We start from the raw sequence: 15,433 nt of genomic DNA on the forward strand, positions 1-15,433 counted from the left end.
CGCAAGAGCGCGATCCGAGCGTGGCCCGGCGTCGGTCAGATCGGGCGGGGGGTGTTCAGGGCCTCGGCGTTTTCGCCCATGATCAGGGCCTTGGTGTGGTCGTCGAAGGGCTTCAGTTCGCTTTCGTAGTCCCTGGGGTTGGGGAGGCCCTCGATGTGGGGCCAGTCGGAGCCGAAGACGACCCGGTCGGGGCCCATCAGGTCGACCACCTCGACGAGGTCGTCCTCCCAGAACGGGTTGATCCAGACGTGCCGGCGGAAGGTCTCCACCGGGTCCTCCGGGAACAGGCCCGGGATCTTGCGGCCGACCGAGCGCAGCTTGCGGAACAGGTCGCCGAGGAACTCGGAGCCGTTCTCCACCGAGACCACCCGCACGTTCGGGAAACGCTCGAAGAGGCGATCGAGGATCAGCGACGCGAGGAAGTCGAAGATCGGCCGCTCCATCGTCCACAACATCGTCACCGACGGGCCGCCGCCACCCTTGAAGTCGGTACGCAGGCCCTGCTTGCGGGTGTAGCCGTTGGCCGAGTAGCCGCTGTCGCCCGCGTGCACGATCACCGGCACCCCGGCCTCGTTCACCCGGGCCCAGAACGGATCGAAGACCGGGTGCCCCGGCGGGTACGGACCGTCCGCGGTGTTCGGCGCGGCCGGGCGCATGCACACGATCCGGGCGCCGCCCGCCAGTGCCCGATCCAGGTCGGCGAGCGCGGTCTGCGGGTCGGCGAGCGCGATGTAGGGCGCGGCGAAGATCCGGTCCCGGTAGGCGTACCCCCAGTCCTCCTCCAGCCAGCGGTTGAACGAGGAGTACAACTGCCCGACCGCCCAGGGGTCGTGCGCGAGCGCCGCCTCGTACACCATGCCCAGCGTCGGGAACAGCCAGATCCGGTCCAGGCCCTGATCGTCCATCACCGCCAGCCGCGCGTCCCGGTCGCGGTATTCCGGGCGGATCGGCTCGCGCTCGCGCAGGTAGTCCAGCGGGTTGCGCCCGGAGGGGTTGCCGCGGAAGTACTCGGCCATCGCGCCGGCCTTGGCGATCGGGTCGAAGGTGGGATTGACCACGGCGTGGTTCACCGTGCCGCCGAGCACGTGGTACTTGCGGCCGTTGATCTCGCACCACTGGACGACCTGCTCGCCCAGCCTCGGGTCCAGGTGTCGGGTGAAGGCGTCGATGGCCTCGTAGTAGTGGTTGTCGGCGTCGAAGACGCGCATGGCGAAGACCCCCTCGGAGCGGCACGGAACCGGACCCGGGTCCGGACGCGGACCCGGGGATCGTCGCCCGAGTCGTAACGCCGTTACACGGTAAGGGAAGCTGTCTTTTATGGGAATGCCGATCGCCGAGCCGGCCGCCGGCCCCTGCGACGCGGCCGCCGATCCCGCCTCGCCGGCCGGTGCGCGGCGGCCGACGCGGGGGAACGGCAAGGCGGTTCGGGTCTGTGCCCGGTGTCGGCCGGGTATCGGGTCGGGCATGACGAATGATCTCGGGGCGGTGCGGATCAGAGCCGCACAACCGGCGGACGCGGCGAGTGTGGCCGCCGTGCACATGGCCTCCCGGTCCGCGACGATGCCCTACCTGCCGCCGCAGCGGCGCACCCACGAGGAGGTGACCCGCTGGATCGGCGAGGTGCTGACGGCCGAGTGTCGGGTGTTGGTGGCCGTGCGCGGGGACGAGGTCGTCGGCTACGCGGCGTTGGCCGGCGACCTGCTCGAATGCCTGTATCTACGACCGGACCTGCTGCGCCGAGGGGTTGGCACACTGCTGCTGGAGGAGGTCGCCCGACACAGCCCGACCGGGCTCCGGCTGCACGTGTTCGCACAGAACGACGGTGCCCGGGCCTTCTACCGCCGGCACGGCTTCGTCGTGGTCGACACCGACGACGGCAGCGGCAACATGGAGAACCTGCCGGAACTGACCCTGCGCCGACGACCCGGGGTCGTCCGGGCCGTCTCGGGCGGGTGATGGTTGCTGGGCCGAACGAGGGAATAGTACGCGCGGCGACCGTCGGGCGAGGTCGGGGCGATCTAGCGTGGTCGGGTGAGCAGACACGTAATCCACCGGGCGGCGGCGCTGGCGGTCGCGCTCGGTGTGGTCGCCGTGCCGGCCGCGGCCGCGGCGCCGCTCACCGGATCCGCGCCGGCCCTCGGTCGCGGTTCGGCCGAGGTGTTCCGCCGGCCGATCCCGCCTCCGCTGCCTTCCCCGCCGTCGTCGAGTGGGCCGCTTCGGCCCGGCCTGCGACTGCCCGGGACGGACGCGATCCCGTCGGATTCCTGCCTCGATCCGACGCCTTCGGGCCCGCCGGATGCGGACGGGGCGGGCCTGCCCGGCACCTCGCTCCGGCGCGACCGCACCCGCGACCTCGGCACCGCCGCGCTCCGGGCGCACTGCCCCGGGCTGCCGGAGGCCGACCGCGGCGCCGAGCCGGCGGTGTCGCCGGGCGCCGCCGGGCGATCCGAGCACGATCGGGCCGGTGTGGGACCGCGTCGACACCGGGCGGACGGCCGCCCCCCGGCCGCCCCCGGCAAGCCCTCGCAGCGGCGCAAGCCTCCCGGTGCGCGGGACGACGCGGCCGAGGAACGGGGCGCCGCCGCCGCGAAGCGGGCGGTGCACGACGGGCCCGCGCTGATCGCCCGCAGGGCCATCACCGACCGCGTGGCGAACACCGGTTCGGCCCCGCTGTTGCCGCTCGGCCTGGCGGCCGGCGTGCTCCTGCTCGTCGGGGGCCTGGCTCTCGTGGCCGGCCGCCGCCGTGACCGCCCCGGCCGCGACCGCCCGCGCCGCGACTGACCCCACCGTGATCGGCCGCGCCCCGACCGACCCCACCGTGATCGGCCGCACGACGCAACTCCGGGCTGTGGAGCCCGCCTTCCCGGGGCCTGCCCGCCCCTACCGATCCAGGCACCCCCGCACCGCGTCGATCAGACCCAGCGCCCGCCCATCCGTGTGCAGCGGGGACTGGCCGTTCGTCACGTAGGCGAAGGCCAGACCCGCGGCCGGATCGGCGAAGGCCAGTGGACCGCCGCTGCCCGGGTGTCCGAAGGCGGCGGGGTCGGCGGAGACGGCGAAGAAGGTGGTCTCCGGCTTCATGAAGCCGAGGCTGAAGGCGGTGTGTTCGCCGAGGATTCGGTCCGGGCCCTCGACCACCGTACGGGTCACCTCGGTGACGGTCGCGGGCGAGAGCAGCCGCACGCCGTCCACCGTGCCGCCGCCGGCGAGCATCGCGTACACCCGCGCCAACGCCCGGGCGTTGGTGACGCCGAGTCCCGAGGGCACCTCCCAGGCCAGCACGTCCGGGTCGTGATCCGCGCCGGGGGCGGCGAGTTCGGGCAGCGCGAGCATCGCCCGGCCGAGGTCCGAGCCGAGGTCGAGCAGCGCGGGGTCGGTCGGCGTGAGCGTGGTCAGGTGCGCGAGCCGGGGCAGCACGGTCGCGGGCAGGCCGATGTGCGCGTCCACGCCCAGTGGGCCGGCCACCTCCTCGGCCAGGAACGCGCCCACCGTGCGACCGTCCACCCGGCGGATCAGCTCGCTCGCGTAGAAGCCCCAGGTCACCGCGTGATAGCCGTGCGCCGCACCCGGTTCCCACACGGGCCGCCGGGAGGCCAAGGCATCCGCCAGTGCGTCCGGCATGGCCACCTGGGCGAGCGTGATCGGCTCGTCCAGGAACGGCAACCCGGCCTGGTGCGAAAGCAGTTGGGCCACCGTCACATCACGTTTGCCGGCCGCCGCGAACTCGGGCCAGTAGCGGCACACCGGCAACGCGGGATCGAGCAGCCCCCGGTCGATCAGCACCGCCAGGCACGTCGCGACCAGACCCTTGGTGACCGACCAGACCACCTGTACGGTGTCCCGCTCCCAACTGCGCCCCGCGTCCGGTTCGGCCAGCCCGCCCCACAGGTCCACCACGGGTGCTCCGTGCAGGTGGACCGCGACCGCGGCACCCACCTCGCCGTGGAGCGCGAAGTTCTCCTCGAACGCGGCCTGTACGGGCGCGAATCCGGGCGCGACGAAACCGTCGACGTGCATGGTGTGGTCCTTTCGAGCGCTCGAAGTACCCACCGGTGTCGGGGTGGCCTGGCGGCCGTCGCCTGGTCAGTTCCGGGGGGTGACGCCTTCGAGTACGAGCGCCGTGAATTGGGCTTCCAATTCGGGCAGGGTGCGGTCGGTGCCGGACTTCCAGCCGGCGGTGAGCCACAGCGGGTACGCGAGATAGCGGTAGACCAACTCCGGGTCCAGATCGGCACGGAACTCCCCGGACTCGATCCCCTCCCGGAGGGTGTCCAGCCACAGATCACGGACTCGCATGCCGTCCACCGCGAGATGCGCGAAGCGCGGCAGCGTGGCCAGGTACGCGTAGTCCCGGACATACATCGTGGCCGCGTCGGGGTGGTGCTCGATGGTGAGGAACGCGGCATGCACGAGCCCGCGGAGCCGGTCGCTGGAGTTGCGCGCGTCGGCGAACGCCTCGTCGTACCAGCCGGACAGGTCGCGCATCGCAGCGGTGAGGATCTCGTCGATCAGATCCTCTTTGGAACCGAACCAGTGGTAGAGGCTGCCCGCGAGGATTCCCGACGCGTCGGCTATCTCACGGATGGTCGAAGCGACAACGCCCTTGCGGGCGAACAGTGTTGCGGCCTCGGACAGGATCACCTCCCGGCGCGGAAGTGCTTCGGGTTCCGTCTTCCTGCGTGCCATGAGCGCCCGTTCTCGGTCCGGCGGGTGGATGCGGCTGCGTTGGTGCTGTGCAGCCTAACCGCAGGTGGAGCGGTTGCCGTTGATCTGTGGGGGATTGCCTTCAGGGAGAACCTAGGGAACAACTCGGCAGAGCCTGACTGCCTATCTAACATTTGTTAGATTGTGCTGAACCTTCTACGCCAGTTTCCGAATCGCTGTCAAGGCCCTTGCCGGCGAAGGGCGTTGCGGTCTAGCTTGAGCCGCATCCGGGACTCCGTGGGGGATGGCCGGGCGGGGAGACGACGCGAGAGGCGTTGGCTCCCATGGCTCGTTGCACCACACGTACGGCGCAGGCCGTGCACACGACCTGCACCGCGAGAGCGGGACGCACACATCGGCGACTCGTCGGAGGCAACTCCCGTGCGGGCGGCCTTATTTCGTGCGCCCGCCGCACGTCGTTAGCCGACGCCCGCAACGGCACAACGGCTCGACTGCTCGCGCCCGCAATCGGCGTGTCCTGAACCATGGACACCTTCGTCGCGTCACTCGCCGCCGTCGCCCACCCGGCGATCGGCTGCCCGGCCCTCGGTCCGGGAGAACTCCCGTGGACCGCATGCCGGTTGCGTGACCACGCGGGTGTGTCGTCGCGCCCGGTCCCGATTCCCGGGTTCGTGGTGCGCCCGCACGGGCCGTTCCCGGCCCGGCCGATCGGATCGTGGCGGGACGAGATCGAGCAAACCGGTACAAAAACTTTGTCGTGGCCGGGAGGTGACGCCGGGTCAGGAGGGGAGTCGGCGTCCGTCCGGGGCGCGGGGGCCGTCCGGGATACATCCGGGTCGCGGTCGGACGGGGCGGGGGAGCCCTGTTCGACCGTCGATCCGGCTTCCGGTACGGCCCCCGATACGGGTGGCGCGCGGGCGGGGGGTGACGCCTGGTCAGGTATGGCGTCCGGCCTCGCGCGCCGCCCGGGGGAAGGGTCCGAGGCCGGGGCGCGCCCGCATGCGCGCCCCGGCTCGGGGCCCGAACGGCCGCGCGGTCGGCGGCCCGATGCACCAGGCGCCGCGGCTGTGAGCGCCGCGGCGCACGCGGGTTCGCTCGGGGAAGCGACACCCGCGGGTTCGAGCGGCCCGGCCACGCGTGCGCGAGCGGCCGTCGCGTACGTGCGCGAGCCGGGTCCTGCGAAGGAGGGCGACCATGCCTGACCCGGCGCGGCTGTACGCGTCCGGACCCGAACCGATTCCGGCCACCGCCTCCGATCAGGTCCGCCAACCCGTCCTGCGGGCCCGGCACCTGCGGGTGGACTTCGCCGGTGCGCGCGCCGTGGACGACGTGTGCCTGCGCGTCGAGCGCGGCGAGGCGGTCGGCGTGATCGGGCCGCACGGCAGCGGCAAGACCACCCTGTTGAACGCGATCACCGGAGTCGTGCCGGCCACCGGCGAGCTGTTCGTGTCCGGGCTGCCGGTTCGCCTGGGCAGCCCCGAACGCTCGCGCCGGGCCGGCCTGGTCCGGATGTTCCAGACGCCGCAACCGGTGCGCGCGCTCTCCGGGGCGGACAACGTCGTGCTCGCCGGCTCGGACATCCGCCATCGCGGGCTGCTCGCGGCCTGGCTGTCCCGGCCGCTGCTCGCGCGGGTCGAGCACGAGCGGCAATTCGGCGCCCGGATCACACCGGATCGGGCCGGCGCGCGAGGCCGGCGAGAGCGCGCCTCGGACGTACTGACCTATGGCGAACGGCGGCTGCTGGACATCGCACGCGGGATGGTGGCGGTGCCCCGGGTGCTGATCCTGGACGAGCCGAGCGCCGGGTTGAACGCACGTGAGACGCACGCCCTGCTGCTGCTCCTGCGCGGGGTCGCGGCGGACGGCGTGGGGTTGTTGGTGGTGGACCACAAGATCGACTTCGTGGACGCGTTGTGCGATCGGGTCACCGTGTTGGAATCCGGCCGCGTGGTTGCGGAGGGCACGCCGGCCGAGGTGCGAGGGGACCGCCGCGCCGTGGACGCATGCTCGGGGGGAGTACGCGATGCCTGAGACCGAAACACCGGAGACCCAAACGCCGGAGACGCAAATGCCATCCGGCGACGTCGACGAGGTTGCCGCAGTCCCGCGGATCGGCCGGATCCCGGAGCAGCGAGCAGGTACGTCCGACCCGCTCGACGGCCCCCGGTCCGCGGTCGACGGCCTGCCCGGCGATCTCGGCGCGCTGCCGTACGAACCCGACGCGCCACGCACCCAGACCCGACTCGTGGCCGGCGCGAAGCCGGACGAGCGCACACCCCGCGCCGCGCACGGGATCACCCGCGCCCGGCGCTGGATCCGGCTGCGCCGACCCTAGGCTGGGAGGCGGCCCTACAGGCCCGGGGCGCCCGGCGGGTACTTGATCGCGTTCTTGACCATCTTGTCCCGCAGCGCCTGCGCCGGATCTATGCCGAGCCGGTTCGCCAGCCCGAGCAGATAGGCCAGCACGTCCGCGATCTCCTCCCGGACGTGCTCGCCGCGCTCCGGGTCCGACATCACGTCCGCGGCCTGCTCCGGGGTCAGCCACTGGAAGATCTCCACCAACTCCGCCGCCTCCACGCTCAGCGCCATCACCAGGTTCTTCGGGGTGTGGAAGGGCTGCCAGTGCCGCTCGGCGGAGAAGGCGACAACCGCGGCGGTCAGGTCGGCGAGATCGGAACCGGGCGGGGGAGTGGCGTCCGTGCGGGCCGGGGGAGTGGTGTCCATGCCCCATGACTACCGCATCCGCCACGCCCTCGGCGCACCGGCGGTGTCACCCCGGCGAGGGAGAATGGCCCGCAGGCCCGTCCGGTCGATCCGGCGGGCCCGAACGCCGTCGTCCGCTCTGGAAGGTTCGCATGAGGGTCGCCACCTGGAACATCAACTCGATCGGGGCCCGGCTGCCCAAGCTCGTCGAGTGGCTGGAGCGGGCCGCGCCCGACGTGGTGTGTCTGCAGGAACTCAAGTCCACGCCCGAGGCATACCCGACCAAGGAGCTGGAGGAGCTCGGCTACGCGTCGGCGGTCAACGCCGGCGGGCGCTGGAACGGCGTCGCGGTGTTGTCCAAGGTCGGCCTGGCGGACGTCACCGTCGGTCTGGAGTCGGGGCCGGGCTTCCCGGAGGTCGACGGTCCGCACGAGGCCCGGTCGGTGTCCGCGACCTGCGGCGGGGTGCGCGTGCGGTCGGTATACGTGCCCAACGGCCGCGAGGTGGACAACCCGCACTACGCCTACAAGCTGGAGTGGCTGGCCGCACTGCGGACCGCGGTCGCCGCCGACGCCGCGGGCCCGCTGCCCTTCGCGGTGCTCGGCGACTTCAACGTCGCGCCCACCGACCGGGACGTGTGGGACATCTCGCTGTTCGGCGAGAACTCCACGCACGTGACGCAGGCCGAGCGGGACGCGATCGGTGCGCTGGAGGGCGTGGGGTTGCGCGAGGTGATGCCGAGGGCGCTCAAGTACGACGTGCCGTTCACCTACTGGGACTACCGCGAACTGGGCTTCCCGAAGAACAAGGGCATGCGGATCGACCTGGTCTACGGCAACGCGTCGTTCCAGGCCGCGGTCACCGACGCATACGTGGACCGCGAGGCCCGCAAGGGCAAGGGCACCAGCGACCACGCGCCGGTCGTGGTGGACCTCGCCGTCTAGGTCCCGGTCCGGGCCGCGTCCGGCATCGGAGTCGACGGTGCGACGAGCCGTCGACTCCGATCGGGAGCGGGCGGGTGCCTTCGACGAAGGCCAAGCGCGCTACAGGTACAACCCCTCGCCGCCGTGCGCCGGTCGTTCGACCTCCACCGGCGCCGCGCCGTTGCGCAGTGCGTACAACTCGGCGAGCGTGGCGTGGGTGCCGATGCCGTCGGCGGTGCCGAGCCACTCGCGGGCCTCGGCGAAGTCCAGCGGACCCACGTCGATCTGGGCCAGGCAGCGGCCCGGGCGGACCACCGCCGGATGCAGCCGGCCGAGGCTTTCGTTGGTGGTGATCGCGACCATCACGTTGCGGCCCTGCCCGAGCAGTCCGTCGGTCAGGTTCAACAGCCGGGACAACGCCTGACCGGCCGAGCGTTTGGCCTCGCCCCGGATCAGTTCGTCGCAGTCCTCCAGGACCAGCAGTCGCCACCGCTGCGTCTTGGACTTGTCGTGCGACTCCTCGTCCTCGTCGCCGCGTCCGATCGCGACGTCCATCAGATAGCCGGTGTCGCCGAACAGCGCCTCCGGGTCCAGGACGCAGTCCATCCGGCACCAGTCCTGCCACGAGCGGGCCAGCGCGCGCAGCGCCGTGGTCTTGCCGGTGCCGGGCGGGCCGTGCAGCAGGATCAGCCGCCCGGACACGTCGTCCGGAGTGACCTTCATCAGCCGGTCGAACGCGCCGGCGGTGGGCGCGGTGTAGTTGCAGCGGATGTCCGCCCACGGCGCGGCGGTGATCGCCCGGGTGGTGCGGTACGGGCCGCGCCGGGCGGAGAAGTACCAAAAGCCCATCGCGACGGCCTCGTCCTTGGGCGGCGGATCGGCCGCGGCGCCCTTGACCGCCTTCTTCAGCACCGCGCGGCCGATCTTCTCGTCGACGGCGGTCACGGTCACCTCGCCGCCGCCGCTGCGCCAGCGGACCGAGCGCAGGGTCCAGCCGTCGCCGACGGCCAATTGGGAGGAGCGGTCGTCCTCTTCGACGGCGCGCACCACCTTGGCGCCGCGCGGCACGAGTCGGGCGCCGGGTTTGACCCGGTCCAGTCGGGTGGTCCTGGCCCACGGCTGAGCGCCGGTCAGGAAGGCGGCGAGGGCGAGTCCGTCCACGGCGTCGTACGGGGTGTCCGCGTCATCGAGGCCGAAAACGAAGGGCAACAGCGTTGAGGGGTCGTCACCGGCTGAATTCGGCGCCCCATCCGATGGGCGGGGCGTCTGGCGAGGCATCGACATGATTTCGATGATCCGGTGCCCCGGGCCGTCCGTACAGAGGTTTTCGAATAGTGGTTTCCGGCCCCGCCGGACCGTTGTGCCGCCCGGCGCGGGATCGAAGTCCCGGCCTGGGCCCTGTCCGCCGGCCCGTGGCCTAGTCGTCGTAGACCGCGTCGAACGCGGCGAGCACCGCGGCGATCGCCGCGTCGCGGGTCAGTCCGAGTCGGCGGGCGCGGTGCGCGTAGTCCAGGGCGGCCTCGCTCGCGGCCCGCTGCGCGGTGTCGCCGACGGCGGCCACGAAGCTGCCCGAGCGACCCCGGGTCTCGATCACGCCGTCCGCCTCCAACTCGCGATAGGCGCGGGCGACGGTGTTGGGCGCGAGGCCGAGTTCGCCCGCCAGACCGCGTACGGTGGGCAGCCGAGTGCCGACCGGCAGCGCCCCGCCCCGGGCCTGCTCGGCCACCTGGACCCGAATCTGCTCGAACGGCGCGACGGCGGAGGCCGGATCGATGCTGATCACCATGCCCGCGAGCCTAATGCCGAGGACGCTCTCGACACCGGATCCCGGGATCGCCGGACGGGCGGGACCTGCTCCGGCAGGGTGGGAGGTCGGCGGCGAACGGGGGCCAGGGTGGCAATGCGGACGTACGACGAGCGGTTGAGCGCTGAAGAGGTGGCCGAGTGGCGGCGGACCGGCCGGCCCCGACGGTACGCGGACGGCGATCGGCTGATGCGTGAGGGTGAGCCGGCTGCCGAGGCGCTGCTCCTGACGGCCGGGCGGGTGAAGGTGGTCAGTACGGCGGAGGACGGCCGGGAGGTGGTGCTCGCCTATCGCCACCCCGGCGAAGTGTTCGGCGAGATCGCCGCGCTGGACGGTGGCCCGCATTCGGCCACCGTGATTGCGATCGGTGACGTGCGTGCGTGGTCGTTGACCACGGATCAGTTCCTGCGCTTCCTCAATCGGCAGCCCAAAGTGGCGATCAGCCTGCTGATGGTGATGACCCGACGGCTGCGGCAGGCCGACGCACAGCGGCTGAACTACCGCGCCAGGAGTGTGCTGGAGCGGATGGCCGAGCGCCTGCTCACGCTTTCCGAGCAGTGTGGTGAGGAGGTCGGCGACGGCCGTCGACGGGTGGCGATCCGGGTCACCATGCCCGAACTCGGGGCCTCGGTCGCGGCCGGCCGCGAGTCGGCGGTCAAGTCCTTCGCCCGGCTACGTGAGATGGGCGCGGTCTCCGTCGATACCGCGCGCCGATTCGTCATCGAAGATGCCGAACTATTGGCCCGCCTCGCAGCGGGTCGGGCCGGCGAATCCTGAGCGGAGGGTAAAAGTACGCGGCGCCGCACCCCGGGGCTGCGGCACGGTGGACCCGTCGAACCCAGCGTGGTGACCACGCTCACCGAAGGGGGAATCCGTGTCCGATATGCCGTCGATCCGGGCGTTGTTCGCCGTGGACGCCGAGAAGTTCACGCACAACCAGGACGTGCTGTTGCCGAAGGTACGCGAGGCCATCGGCGCGGTGGTCCCGGAGGCGTTCGCGCAGGCCGGCCTGGACTGGGACAAGCAGGTGGCGCACGTCGACGATACGGGCGACGGTCTGATCCTGACGATGGCCGACGACCGTACACATCAACTGGTCGATGCCGTCTACTGGTTGGACCGTCGACTGCGTACCCGGGCACGCCTGCACGAAGGTCCGCCGCTCCGGATGCGAGCCGCCGTGCACGTGGGCCCGATTCATGTTTCCGACGGCTCGGGGGCGGCCAAGAACGAGCTGTGTCGGCTTCTCGACGACGCGTTCGTGCGCGCCGCGCTGCGGTCCACCAAGGGCCATGTCGCCGCGATCGTCTCGGACATCGTGTACCGCACCGCCGTGTTGGGCGGATATACGGAGGCGGTCGAACCGGGATGGTTTCGTCGGGTCGAGTCGCACGTCAAGGACACCCGGCAACTCGCCTGGGTGCACGCTCCCGCGAACGATCTGCCGCCGACTCTGGACCCGGCGCCGCCGGTCGAACCCGCACGTCCGGGCCCGGCGGGCGACCCCGCACGACGCGTCTCGACCTCGACGCACCCGGAATCCGCAGCAGGCGGGCAGCAGTTCCATATCGGTGGCAATCTGCATGGCAACAACATCGTGGGTGGGACCAACCACGGGGACATGAACTTCGGCACCGACGGCCGGGCCCACTACCCGGACCCGGAGGACGAGCCGCACTTCGGCGGCCCGGCGCGGGGCGTCTGAGGTGACCGTCTCCGACGAGCGGCCGCTCGACCCGGTCGCCTCGGCCGATGCCCATCCCACAGGTGAGGATGTCGAGGAAGTCCCGTCGAGCCGGCGGTCGCTTGATCCGGAACAGCTCGACCAGGCTTGGCAGGACGAGGAGTTCGCGTCGCTGGACGCGGCCACGACGGTGATCGTCAACTTCAATGGCACCACGGGGAACCACGTATTCGGCTCGCGGATGTTCGGGGACATGAACGCCGTGACCGGCCCCGGCACCGGGAACCGGCCTCGCCAGGCGCGGGAGGGCCCGATCTGGAAGGAGGAGAGCGATCTCGTCTGCCGCACGTTCGTGCCGCCGAAGGGATATCTGCGGGCCCGAAGCATGATGGCGCGCCATCTGATCCTGCTGACCGGCGAGGCGGAGTCGGGGAAGCGCACGCTGGCTCTGCATCTGATGCAGGATCAGTACGTCGAAAAGGTGATCGCGCTCGATCCCGAAGAGGACCTGATGACCCGCCGCATCCAGCGCGGCCGGGGCTATGTGATCGACTCGGCCGCTGCGGACCTGCTGGCCGGCTACTCCCGCAATGACCTTGAAATGTTGCGTCGACGCCTGGCCGAGCGTGACAGCGTGCTGGTGGTGACGGCAGTCGCCACCGCACCGCTGCTCGCGCTCTGGGGGCCGTGGCACGTGCCGTGCGAACGGCCGGATCCCCTCCAGGTGTTGCATAGTCATCTCGCCTACCACCTGGGACAGGATTGGGAGCGCCGGCACCTGGATCTGGTGGACGAGGACATCGCCGAACTGGTGCGCGCCGATGGCGGCCGGCCGGATCGGGCGGCCACCATCGCCGGCGACCTGGCCGATCTGGCCGATGGCAGGTTCACCAGGACCGAGGTGCTCAACGCGCTGCGCGACCGCGACCACGCTGCCGTGGACGATTGGTTGCGGGCCAACTCCGCACGCGCGGACTGGGCCCTGATGATTGCTGCGGCGGTCTACGAGGGGCAGGACTACGGCATCGTCACCGAGCGGGCGGCCGCGCTGCGTGAGACGTTGGCCGAGCATCTGCCGACCGCGGGCGGCGAACCGGCCGATGGCTGGCCGCCCCAGGCACGCGCAAGCCGGTTGAAGTCGATCCATGCGACGGCGGTCGCCGCCGATGCGACCCGAGGCGGTGCCCGCTACCGGCTTGACGTGGTCGGCTTCAACCGACCGCACTGGGCGGCATCGGTGCGGGCGCACGTCTGGGACGTGTATCCGGACCTGCGCGACCCGCTCGTGGACTGGCTGGCCACGACCCCGAGGTACCCGCCGGACGTATACCGGGTCGCGGCCCGGGCGGCCGGAGACTTCATTGCCACCGGTCGGGGGCACCGGCCGCTGGCGCCGGTGTTGCGCTGGGCCCGGGAGAACGACGCCAAGCGGGCGATGGTGGTGCCTGCGTTGCAGGCGGCGGCGCAGGATGCGGTCGTAGCCACCCAAGTGCGGCATTTGCTGGCGAGTTGGAGCCGGGACAGCACCCGCTCGGGGCTGCGGCTGATGGCGGCCCTGGCGTATCCGGGGCTGGCGTCGGTGTACCCCGGTCGCACCCTGACAGACCTGCTCCGCCTTGCTCGCACAGGGGACGGCTCGGTTGCGGCGGCGGCCCGGGAGGGGCTTGTGGCGCTGTGCCGGGACGGCATGCGCGCGGAGTCGGTGCTGGAACGAGTGGAGGACTGGGAGGAGAGCGCGGCCGCTGCGGAGGTGGCGGCAGCGCTGGTCGGTGCGGACGGCGACGGCGAACTGCTGACCGACGAGCGGTTCCTTGCCGTGATCCGGCTCGCGGTCCGCGATCGGCACGGATACGCCGTGGTGGCCCGGATGTTCGGCACACTGCTCGGCAACATCCGCGGTGACCGGGAACGCGCCACGACCCTACGGGAGACTTTCGCGCTGCTGTTTCGTCCCGGGCGCGGTTACGGACTGGAACGCCTCGCGTACGACCTGACTCGGTTGGCCTACGAGGGCCTGCCGAACGGCGAGGTGATCGATATCGGGGTCCTCGAACCCGCCATCAACGCGTTCGAGGAGCCGCCGGTACAAACGAGCGGGGGAGCAGCCACATGATCGACAACCGGTTTTCCCTGGTCCGGCCTGCCACCGGCGCGCGTGGCCTGACCTGGCTTCGCCATCGCCTCGGGCTGCGCGCCGATGAGGTACTGGTGGTCCCGTCGAGCGCGAACGCGGTGCCGACCCTTGCGGAGGTGCGCGGGGCAAGCGAGTTGTGGTGGGTGGCCACGCGCGAGTTTGCTGATATCCGCGACTTCGAACTGCGCGCCGGATCGGGCGGGGAGCGCGCGTGTCGCGTGCAGGTACAACTGCACTGGTGGGTGCACGACGCCAGGATGGTCGCGCTGCGCCGCCCGGTCGATGCGGTCTCCTTCGTCGTTCGCGATGTGGAGAATCGCATTCGCAAAGCACTGGCCATGGTGCAGGGCGCCGACGAGGGGCGACGCCAGGACGAACTCGACATTGCGCTGGCTCATCCGGCGGCGCTGGCGGAATACGGGCTCAGCTATCGACCGGTGGGTGCGTTTCTGCGGGCCGAGGAGATTCCGGACGGTGTCCGGGCCGCGCTGGAACAGGCTCGCTGGGCGGTGCCCCTGGAAAAGGAGCAACAGCGGCTCACCCGGGTGCGGCTGGATTTTCACCGCGGGCTGATTCGTGAGGGGCCGGAGGCGTTGGTCGCCTACTGGCTGACCAGATTTCCCGATCAGATCAAGGCGGTCGTGGATCATTTGGAGCACCATGGCGCGGGCGTGTCCGAAAGCACGGATCTCACGTTGAGTACGGAATTGTTGGCCCTGCTCGGCAGTGCCGACGACTTCGAGCGGAATCAGTTGCGGAAGTCGATCGCCGCCGGTCTCGCCGCCTCCGGGCCGCGCGGGGTGGGGGTGTTGCGCACCCTGGGCCTGTGGGACGACCTGGTCGAAGACGGGCCGGACGAGCCGCCGGGCGACGTGGGACCGCGCGGATAACGGCGCGGTCGGCATACGGCCACGGCGGTGAAACCGGTGGCGGTCACTCCGTGTTGCCGGATGTTTCGTCGTTCTTGGTCGGTCCCGGTCCCGGTCCCGGTCCCGGTGGCGGCCGGGGCCCGGCCCCGGTGGAACCCGGATGGTGTTGTTTGCACCTGCCGTAGCGGCATGTGGTGTGGTCGAGGCTCCACGGCACGAAAGGCTCTGTCCGATGTACCCCTCCATCACGCCTCCCCGCCGGGTCAGGATCGGTGACGCGGCCGCGTTCGCCGGGACCACCCCACGTGCCATCCGCCACTACCACGAGATCGGCCTGCTGCCGGAGCCGGAGCGAGGCGGGGACGGCCGCCGCCGCTACGGCTACGACGACATGATCCGCCTGCTGTGGATCCGCAGGATGGCAGCGGTCGGCATCAGCCTGGACGCCATGCGGACCGCGTTCGACGAAGCCCGGGACATCGAGGAGATCCTGAGCAGGCTGGAGGAGACCTTGGCGGCGGAGGAGAGCGAAATCAAACGTCGGCGCGCGGCCGTCCAGCGCCTGCAGGCGCTGGACCGCCCCCCCGGGGCCGGCTCTTAAAAAAAAAAAACATACCCCCCAACAACCAAAAAAAAAGAAATGCGTCGTCA

The 15,433-nt window shown here is 71.3% G+C and carries 15 protein-coding genes and 1 pseudogene; 10 read left to right on the plus strand and 6 right to left on the minus strand.

All coding sequences use genetic code 11. The features are described from left to right. Window positions 1-35: 35 nt before the first annotated feature. Complete coding sequence (locus ACFXMF_RS31610) at window positions 36-1,208, minus strand: amidohydrolase family protein (RefSeq protein WP_360307740.1); 1,173 nt, start codon at window positions 1,206-1,208, stop codon at window positions 36-38. A 256-nt stretch (window positions 1,209-1,464) separates the two neighbouring features. Here ACFXMF_RS31610 and ACFXMF_RS31615 point away from each other — a divergent pair, with 256 nt between their 5' ends. Then, window positions 1,465-1,956: a GNAT family N-acetyltransferase gene (locus ACFXMF_RS31615; protein ID WP_379990784.1), complete on the plus strand. Its 492-nt coding sequence runs from the start codon at window positions 1,465-1,467 to the stop codon at window positions 1,954-1,956. Between the two features lie 75 nt (window positions 1,957-2,031). After that, window positions 2,032-2,781, plus strand: coding sequence for a hypothetical protein (locus ACFXMF_RS31620; RefSeq protein WP_379990783.1), 750 nt, complete (start codon window positions 2,032-2,034; stop codon window positions 2,779-2,781). Between the two features lie 99 nt (window positions 2,782-2,880). Here ACFXMF_RS31620 and ACFXMF_RS31625 read toward each other — a convergent pair whose 3' ends face one another. Together ACFXMF_RS31625 and ACFXMF_RS31630 are read right to left on the minus strand one after the other, a co-directional pair. Continuing rightward, window positions 2,881-4,017, minus strand: coding sequence for a serine hydrolase domain-containing protein (locus ACFXMF_RS31625; protein ID WP_379990781.1), 1,137 nt, complete (start codon window positions 4,015-4,017; stop codon window positions 2,881-2,883). A 66-nt stretch (window positions 4,018-4,083) separates the two neighbouring features. Then, window positions 4,084-4,686, minus strand: coding sequence for a TetR/AcrR family transcriptional regulator (locus tag ACFXMF_RS31630; protein WP_360307752.1), 603 nt, complete (start codon window positions 4,684-4,686; stop codon window positions 4,084-4,086). A 1,173-nt stretch (window positions 4,687-5,859) separates the two neighbouring features. Between ACFXMF_RS31630 and ACFXMF_RS31635 the strand changes: the two genes are divergently transcribed. Both ACFXMF_RS31635 and ACFXMF_RS31640 read left to right on the plus strand, forming a co-directional pair. Continuing rightward, complete coding sequence (locus ACFXMF_RS31635) at window positions 5,860-6,696, plus strand: ATP-binding cassette domain-containing protein (RefSeq protein ID WP_360307755.1); 837 nt, start codon at window positions 5,860-5,862, stop codon at window positions 6,694-6,696. After that, window positions 6,689-7,000 (plus strand): hypothetical protein, encoded by a 312-nt coding sequence (locus ACFXMF_RS31640; protein WP_379992014.1) that lies wholly within the window; start codon window positions 6,689-6,691, stop codon window positions 6,998-7,000. The genes ACFXMF_RS31635 and ACFXMF_RS31640 overlap by 8 nt, the downstream gene beginning before the upstream one ends. 14 nt (window positions 7,001-7,014) lie before the next feature. Here the strand turns inward: ACFXMF_RS31640 and ACFXMF_RS31645 are convergent, their stop codons facing one another. Then, window positions 7,015-7,389 carry a nucleotide pyrophosphohydrolase gene (locus tag ACFXMF_RS31645; RefSeq protein WP_360307761.1) on the minus strand — a complete coding sequence of 125 codons (375 nt, stop codon included), beginning with the start codon at window positions 7,387-7,389 and terminating at the stop codon, window positions 7,015-7,017. Window positions 7,390-7,520: 131 nt separating this feature from the next. On the opposite strand from ACFXMF_RS31645, the gene ACFXMF_RS31650 reads away from it, so the two are divergent. After that, entirely contained in the window at window positions 7,521-8,312 is a 792-nt protein-coding gene (locus ACFXMF_RS31650) for an exodeoxyribonuclease III (RefSeq protein ID WP_379992013.1), read from the plus strand. A 99-nt stretch (window positions 8,313-8,411) separates the two neighbouring features. Here the strand turns inward: ACFXMF_RS31650 and ACFXMF_RS31655 are convergent, their stop codons facing one another. Next, the gene (locus ACFXMF_RS31655) at window positions 8,412-9,575 is read right to left on the minus strand and encodes a DUF5925 domain-containing protein (RefSeq protein ID WP_379992012.1); all 1,164 of its coding nucleotides are present in this window, start codon (window positions 9,573-9,575) and stop codon (window positions 8,412-8,414) included. Between the two features lie 133 nt (window positions 9,576-9,708). Continuing rightward, complete coding sequence (locus ACFXMF_RS31660) at window positions 9,709-10,077, minus strand: GntR family transcriptional regulator (protein ID WP_379992011.1); 369 nt, start codon at window positions 10,075-10,077, stop codon at window positions 9,709-9,711. Window positions 10,078-10,212: 135 nt separating this feature from the next. Between ACFXMF_RS31660 and ACFXMF_RS31665 the strand changes: the two genes are divergently transcribed. The 5 genes and pseudogenes from ACFXMF_RS31665 to ACFXMF_RS31685 all read left to right on the plus strand — a co-directional run. Beyond that, window positions 10,213-10,872 carry a Crp/Fnr family transcriptional regulator gene (locus ACFXMF_RS31665; protein WP_360304362.1) on the plus strand — a complete coding sequence of 220 codons (660 nt, stop codon included), beginning with the start codon at window positions 10,213-10,215 and terminating at the stop codon, window positions 10,870-10,872. A 97-nt stretch (window positions 10,873-10,969) separates the two neighbouring features. Further along, window positions 10,970-11,800: a hypothetical protein gene (locus ACFXMF_RS31670; RefSeq protein ID WP_360304364.1), complete on the plus strand. Its 831-nt coding sequence runs from the start codon at window positions 10,970-10,972 to the stop codon at window positions 11,798-11,800. A 1-nt stretch (window position 11,801) separates the two neighbouring features. Further along, a complete protein-coding gene (locus tag ACFXMF_RS31675; RefSeq protein WP_360304366.1) occupies window positions 11,802-13,892 on the plus strand; it encodes a hypothetical protein in 2,091 nt (696 codons plus the stop codon). Then, the gene (locus ACFXMF_RS31680; RefSeq protein ID WP_379992010.1) at window positions 13,889-14,803 is read left to right on the plus strand and encodes a hypothetical protein; all 915 of its coding nucleotides are present in this window, start codon (window positions 13,889-13,891) and stop codon (window positions 14,801-14,803) included. The genes ACFXMF_RS31675 and ACFXMF_RS31680 overlap by 4 nt, the downstream gene beginning before the upstream one ends. Window positions 14,804-15,014: 211 nt before the next feature. After that, window positions 15,015-15,371 (plus strand): annotated as a pseudogene (locus tag ACFXMF_RS31685) (MerR family transcriptional regulator); the annotation flags it as partial. Between the last annotated feature and the right edge of the window lie 62 nt (window positions 15,372-15,433).

Source organism: Embleya sp. NPDC059213 (assembly GCF_042754445.1).
Lineage (GTDB): Bacteria > Actinomycetota > Actinomycetes > Streptomycetales > Streptomycetaceae > Embleya.

Coding starts and splice junctions, on each gene's coding strand:
- ACFXMF_RS31610 (WP_360307740.1), bottom strand. CDS start 1,208: ATGCGCGTCTTCGACGCCGACAACCACTACTACGAGGCCATCGACGCC.
- ACFXMF_RS31680 (WP_379992010.1), top strand. CDS start 13,889: ATGATCGACAACCGGTTTTCCCTGGTCCGGCCTGCCACCGGCGCGCGT.
- ACFXMF_RS31625 (WP_379990781.1), bottom strand. CDS start 4,017: ATGCACGTCGACGGTTTCGTCGCGCCCGGATTCGCGCCCGTACAGGCC.
- ACFXMF_RS31630 (WP_360307752.1), bottom strand. CDS start 4,686: ATGGCACGCAGGAAGACGGAACCCGAAGCACTTCCGCGCCGGGAGGTG.
- ACFXMF_RS31645 (WP_360307761.1), bottom strand. CDS start 7,389: ATGGACACCACTCCCCCGGCCCGCACGGACGCCACTCCCCCGCCCGGT.
- ACFXMF_RS31655 (WP_379992012.1), bottom strand. CDS start 9,575: ATGTCGATGCCTCGCCAGACGCCCCGCCCATCGGATGGGGCGCCGAAT.
- ACFXMF_RS31650 (WP_379992013.1), top strand. CDS start 7,521: ATGAGGGTCGCCACCTGGAACATCAACTCGATCGGGGCCCGGCTGCCC.
- ACFXMF_RS31660 (WP_379992011.1), bottom strand. CDS start 10,077: ATGGTGATCAGCATCGATCCGGCCTCCGCCGTCGCGCCGTTCGAGCAG.
- ACFXMF_RS31635 (WP_360307755.1), top strand. CDS start 5,860: ATGCCTGACCCGGCGCGGCTGTACGCGTCCGGACCCGAACCGATTCCG.
- ACFXMF_RS31640 (WP_379992014.1), top strand. CDS start 6,689: ATGCCTGAGACCGAAACACCGGAGACCCAAACGCCGGAGACGCAAATG.
- ACFXMF_RS31615 (WP_379990784.1), top strand. CDS start 1,465: ATGACGAATGATCTCGGGGCGGTGCGGATCAGAGCCGCACAACCGGCG.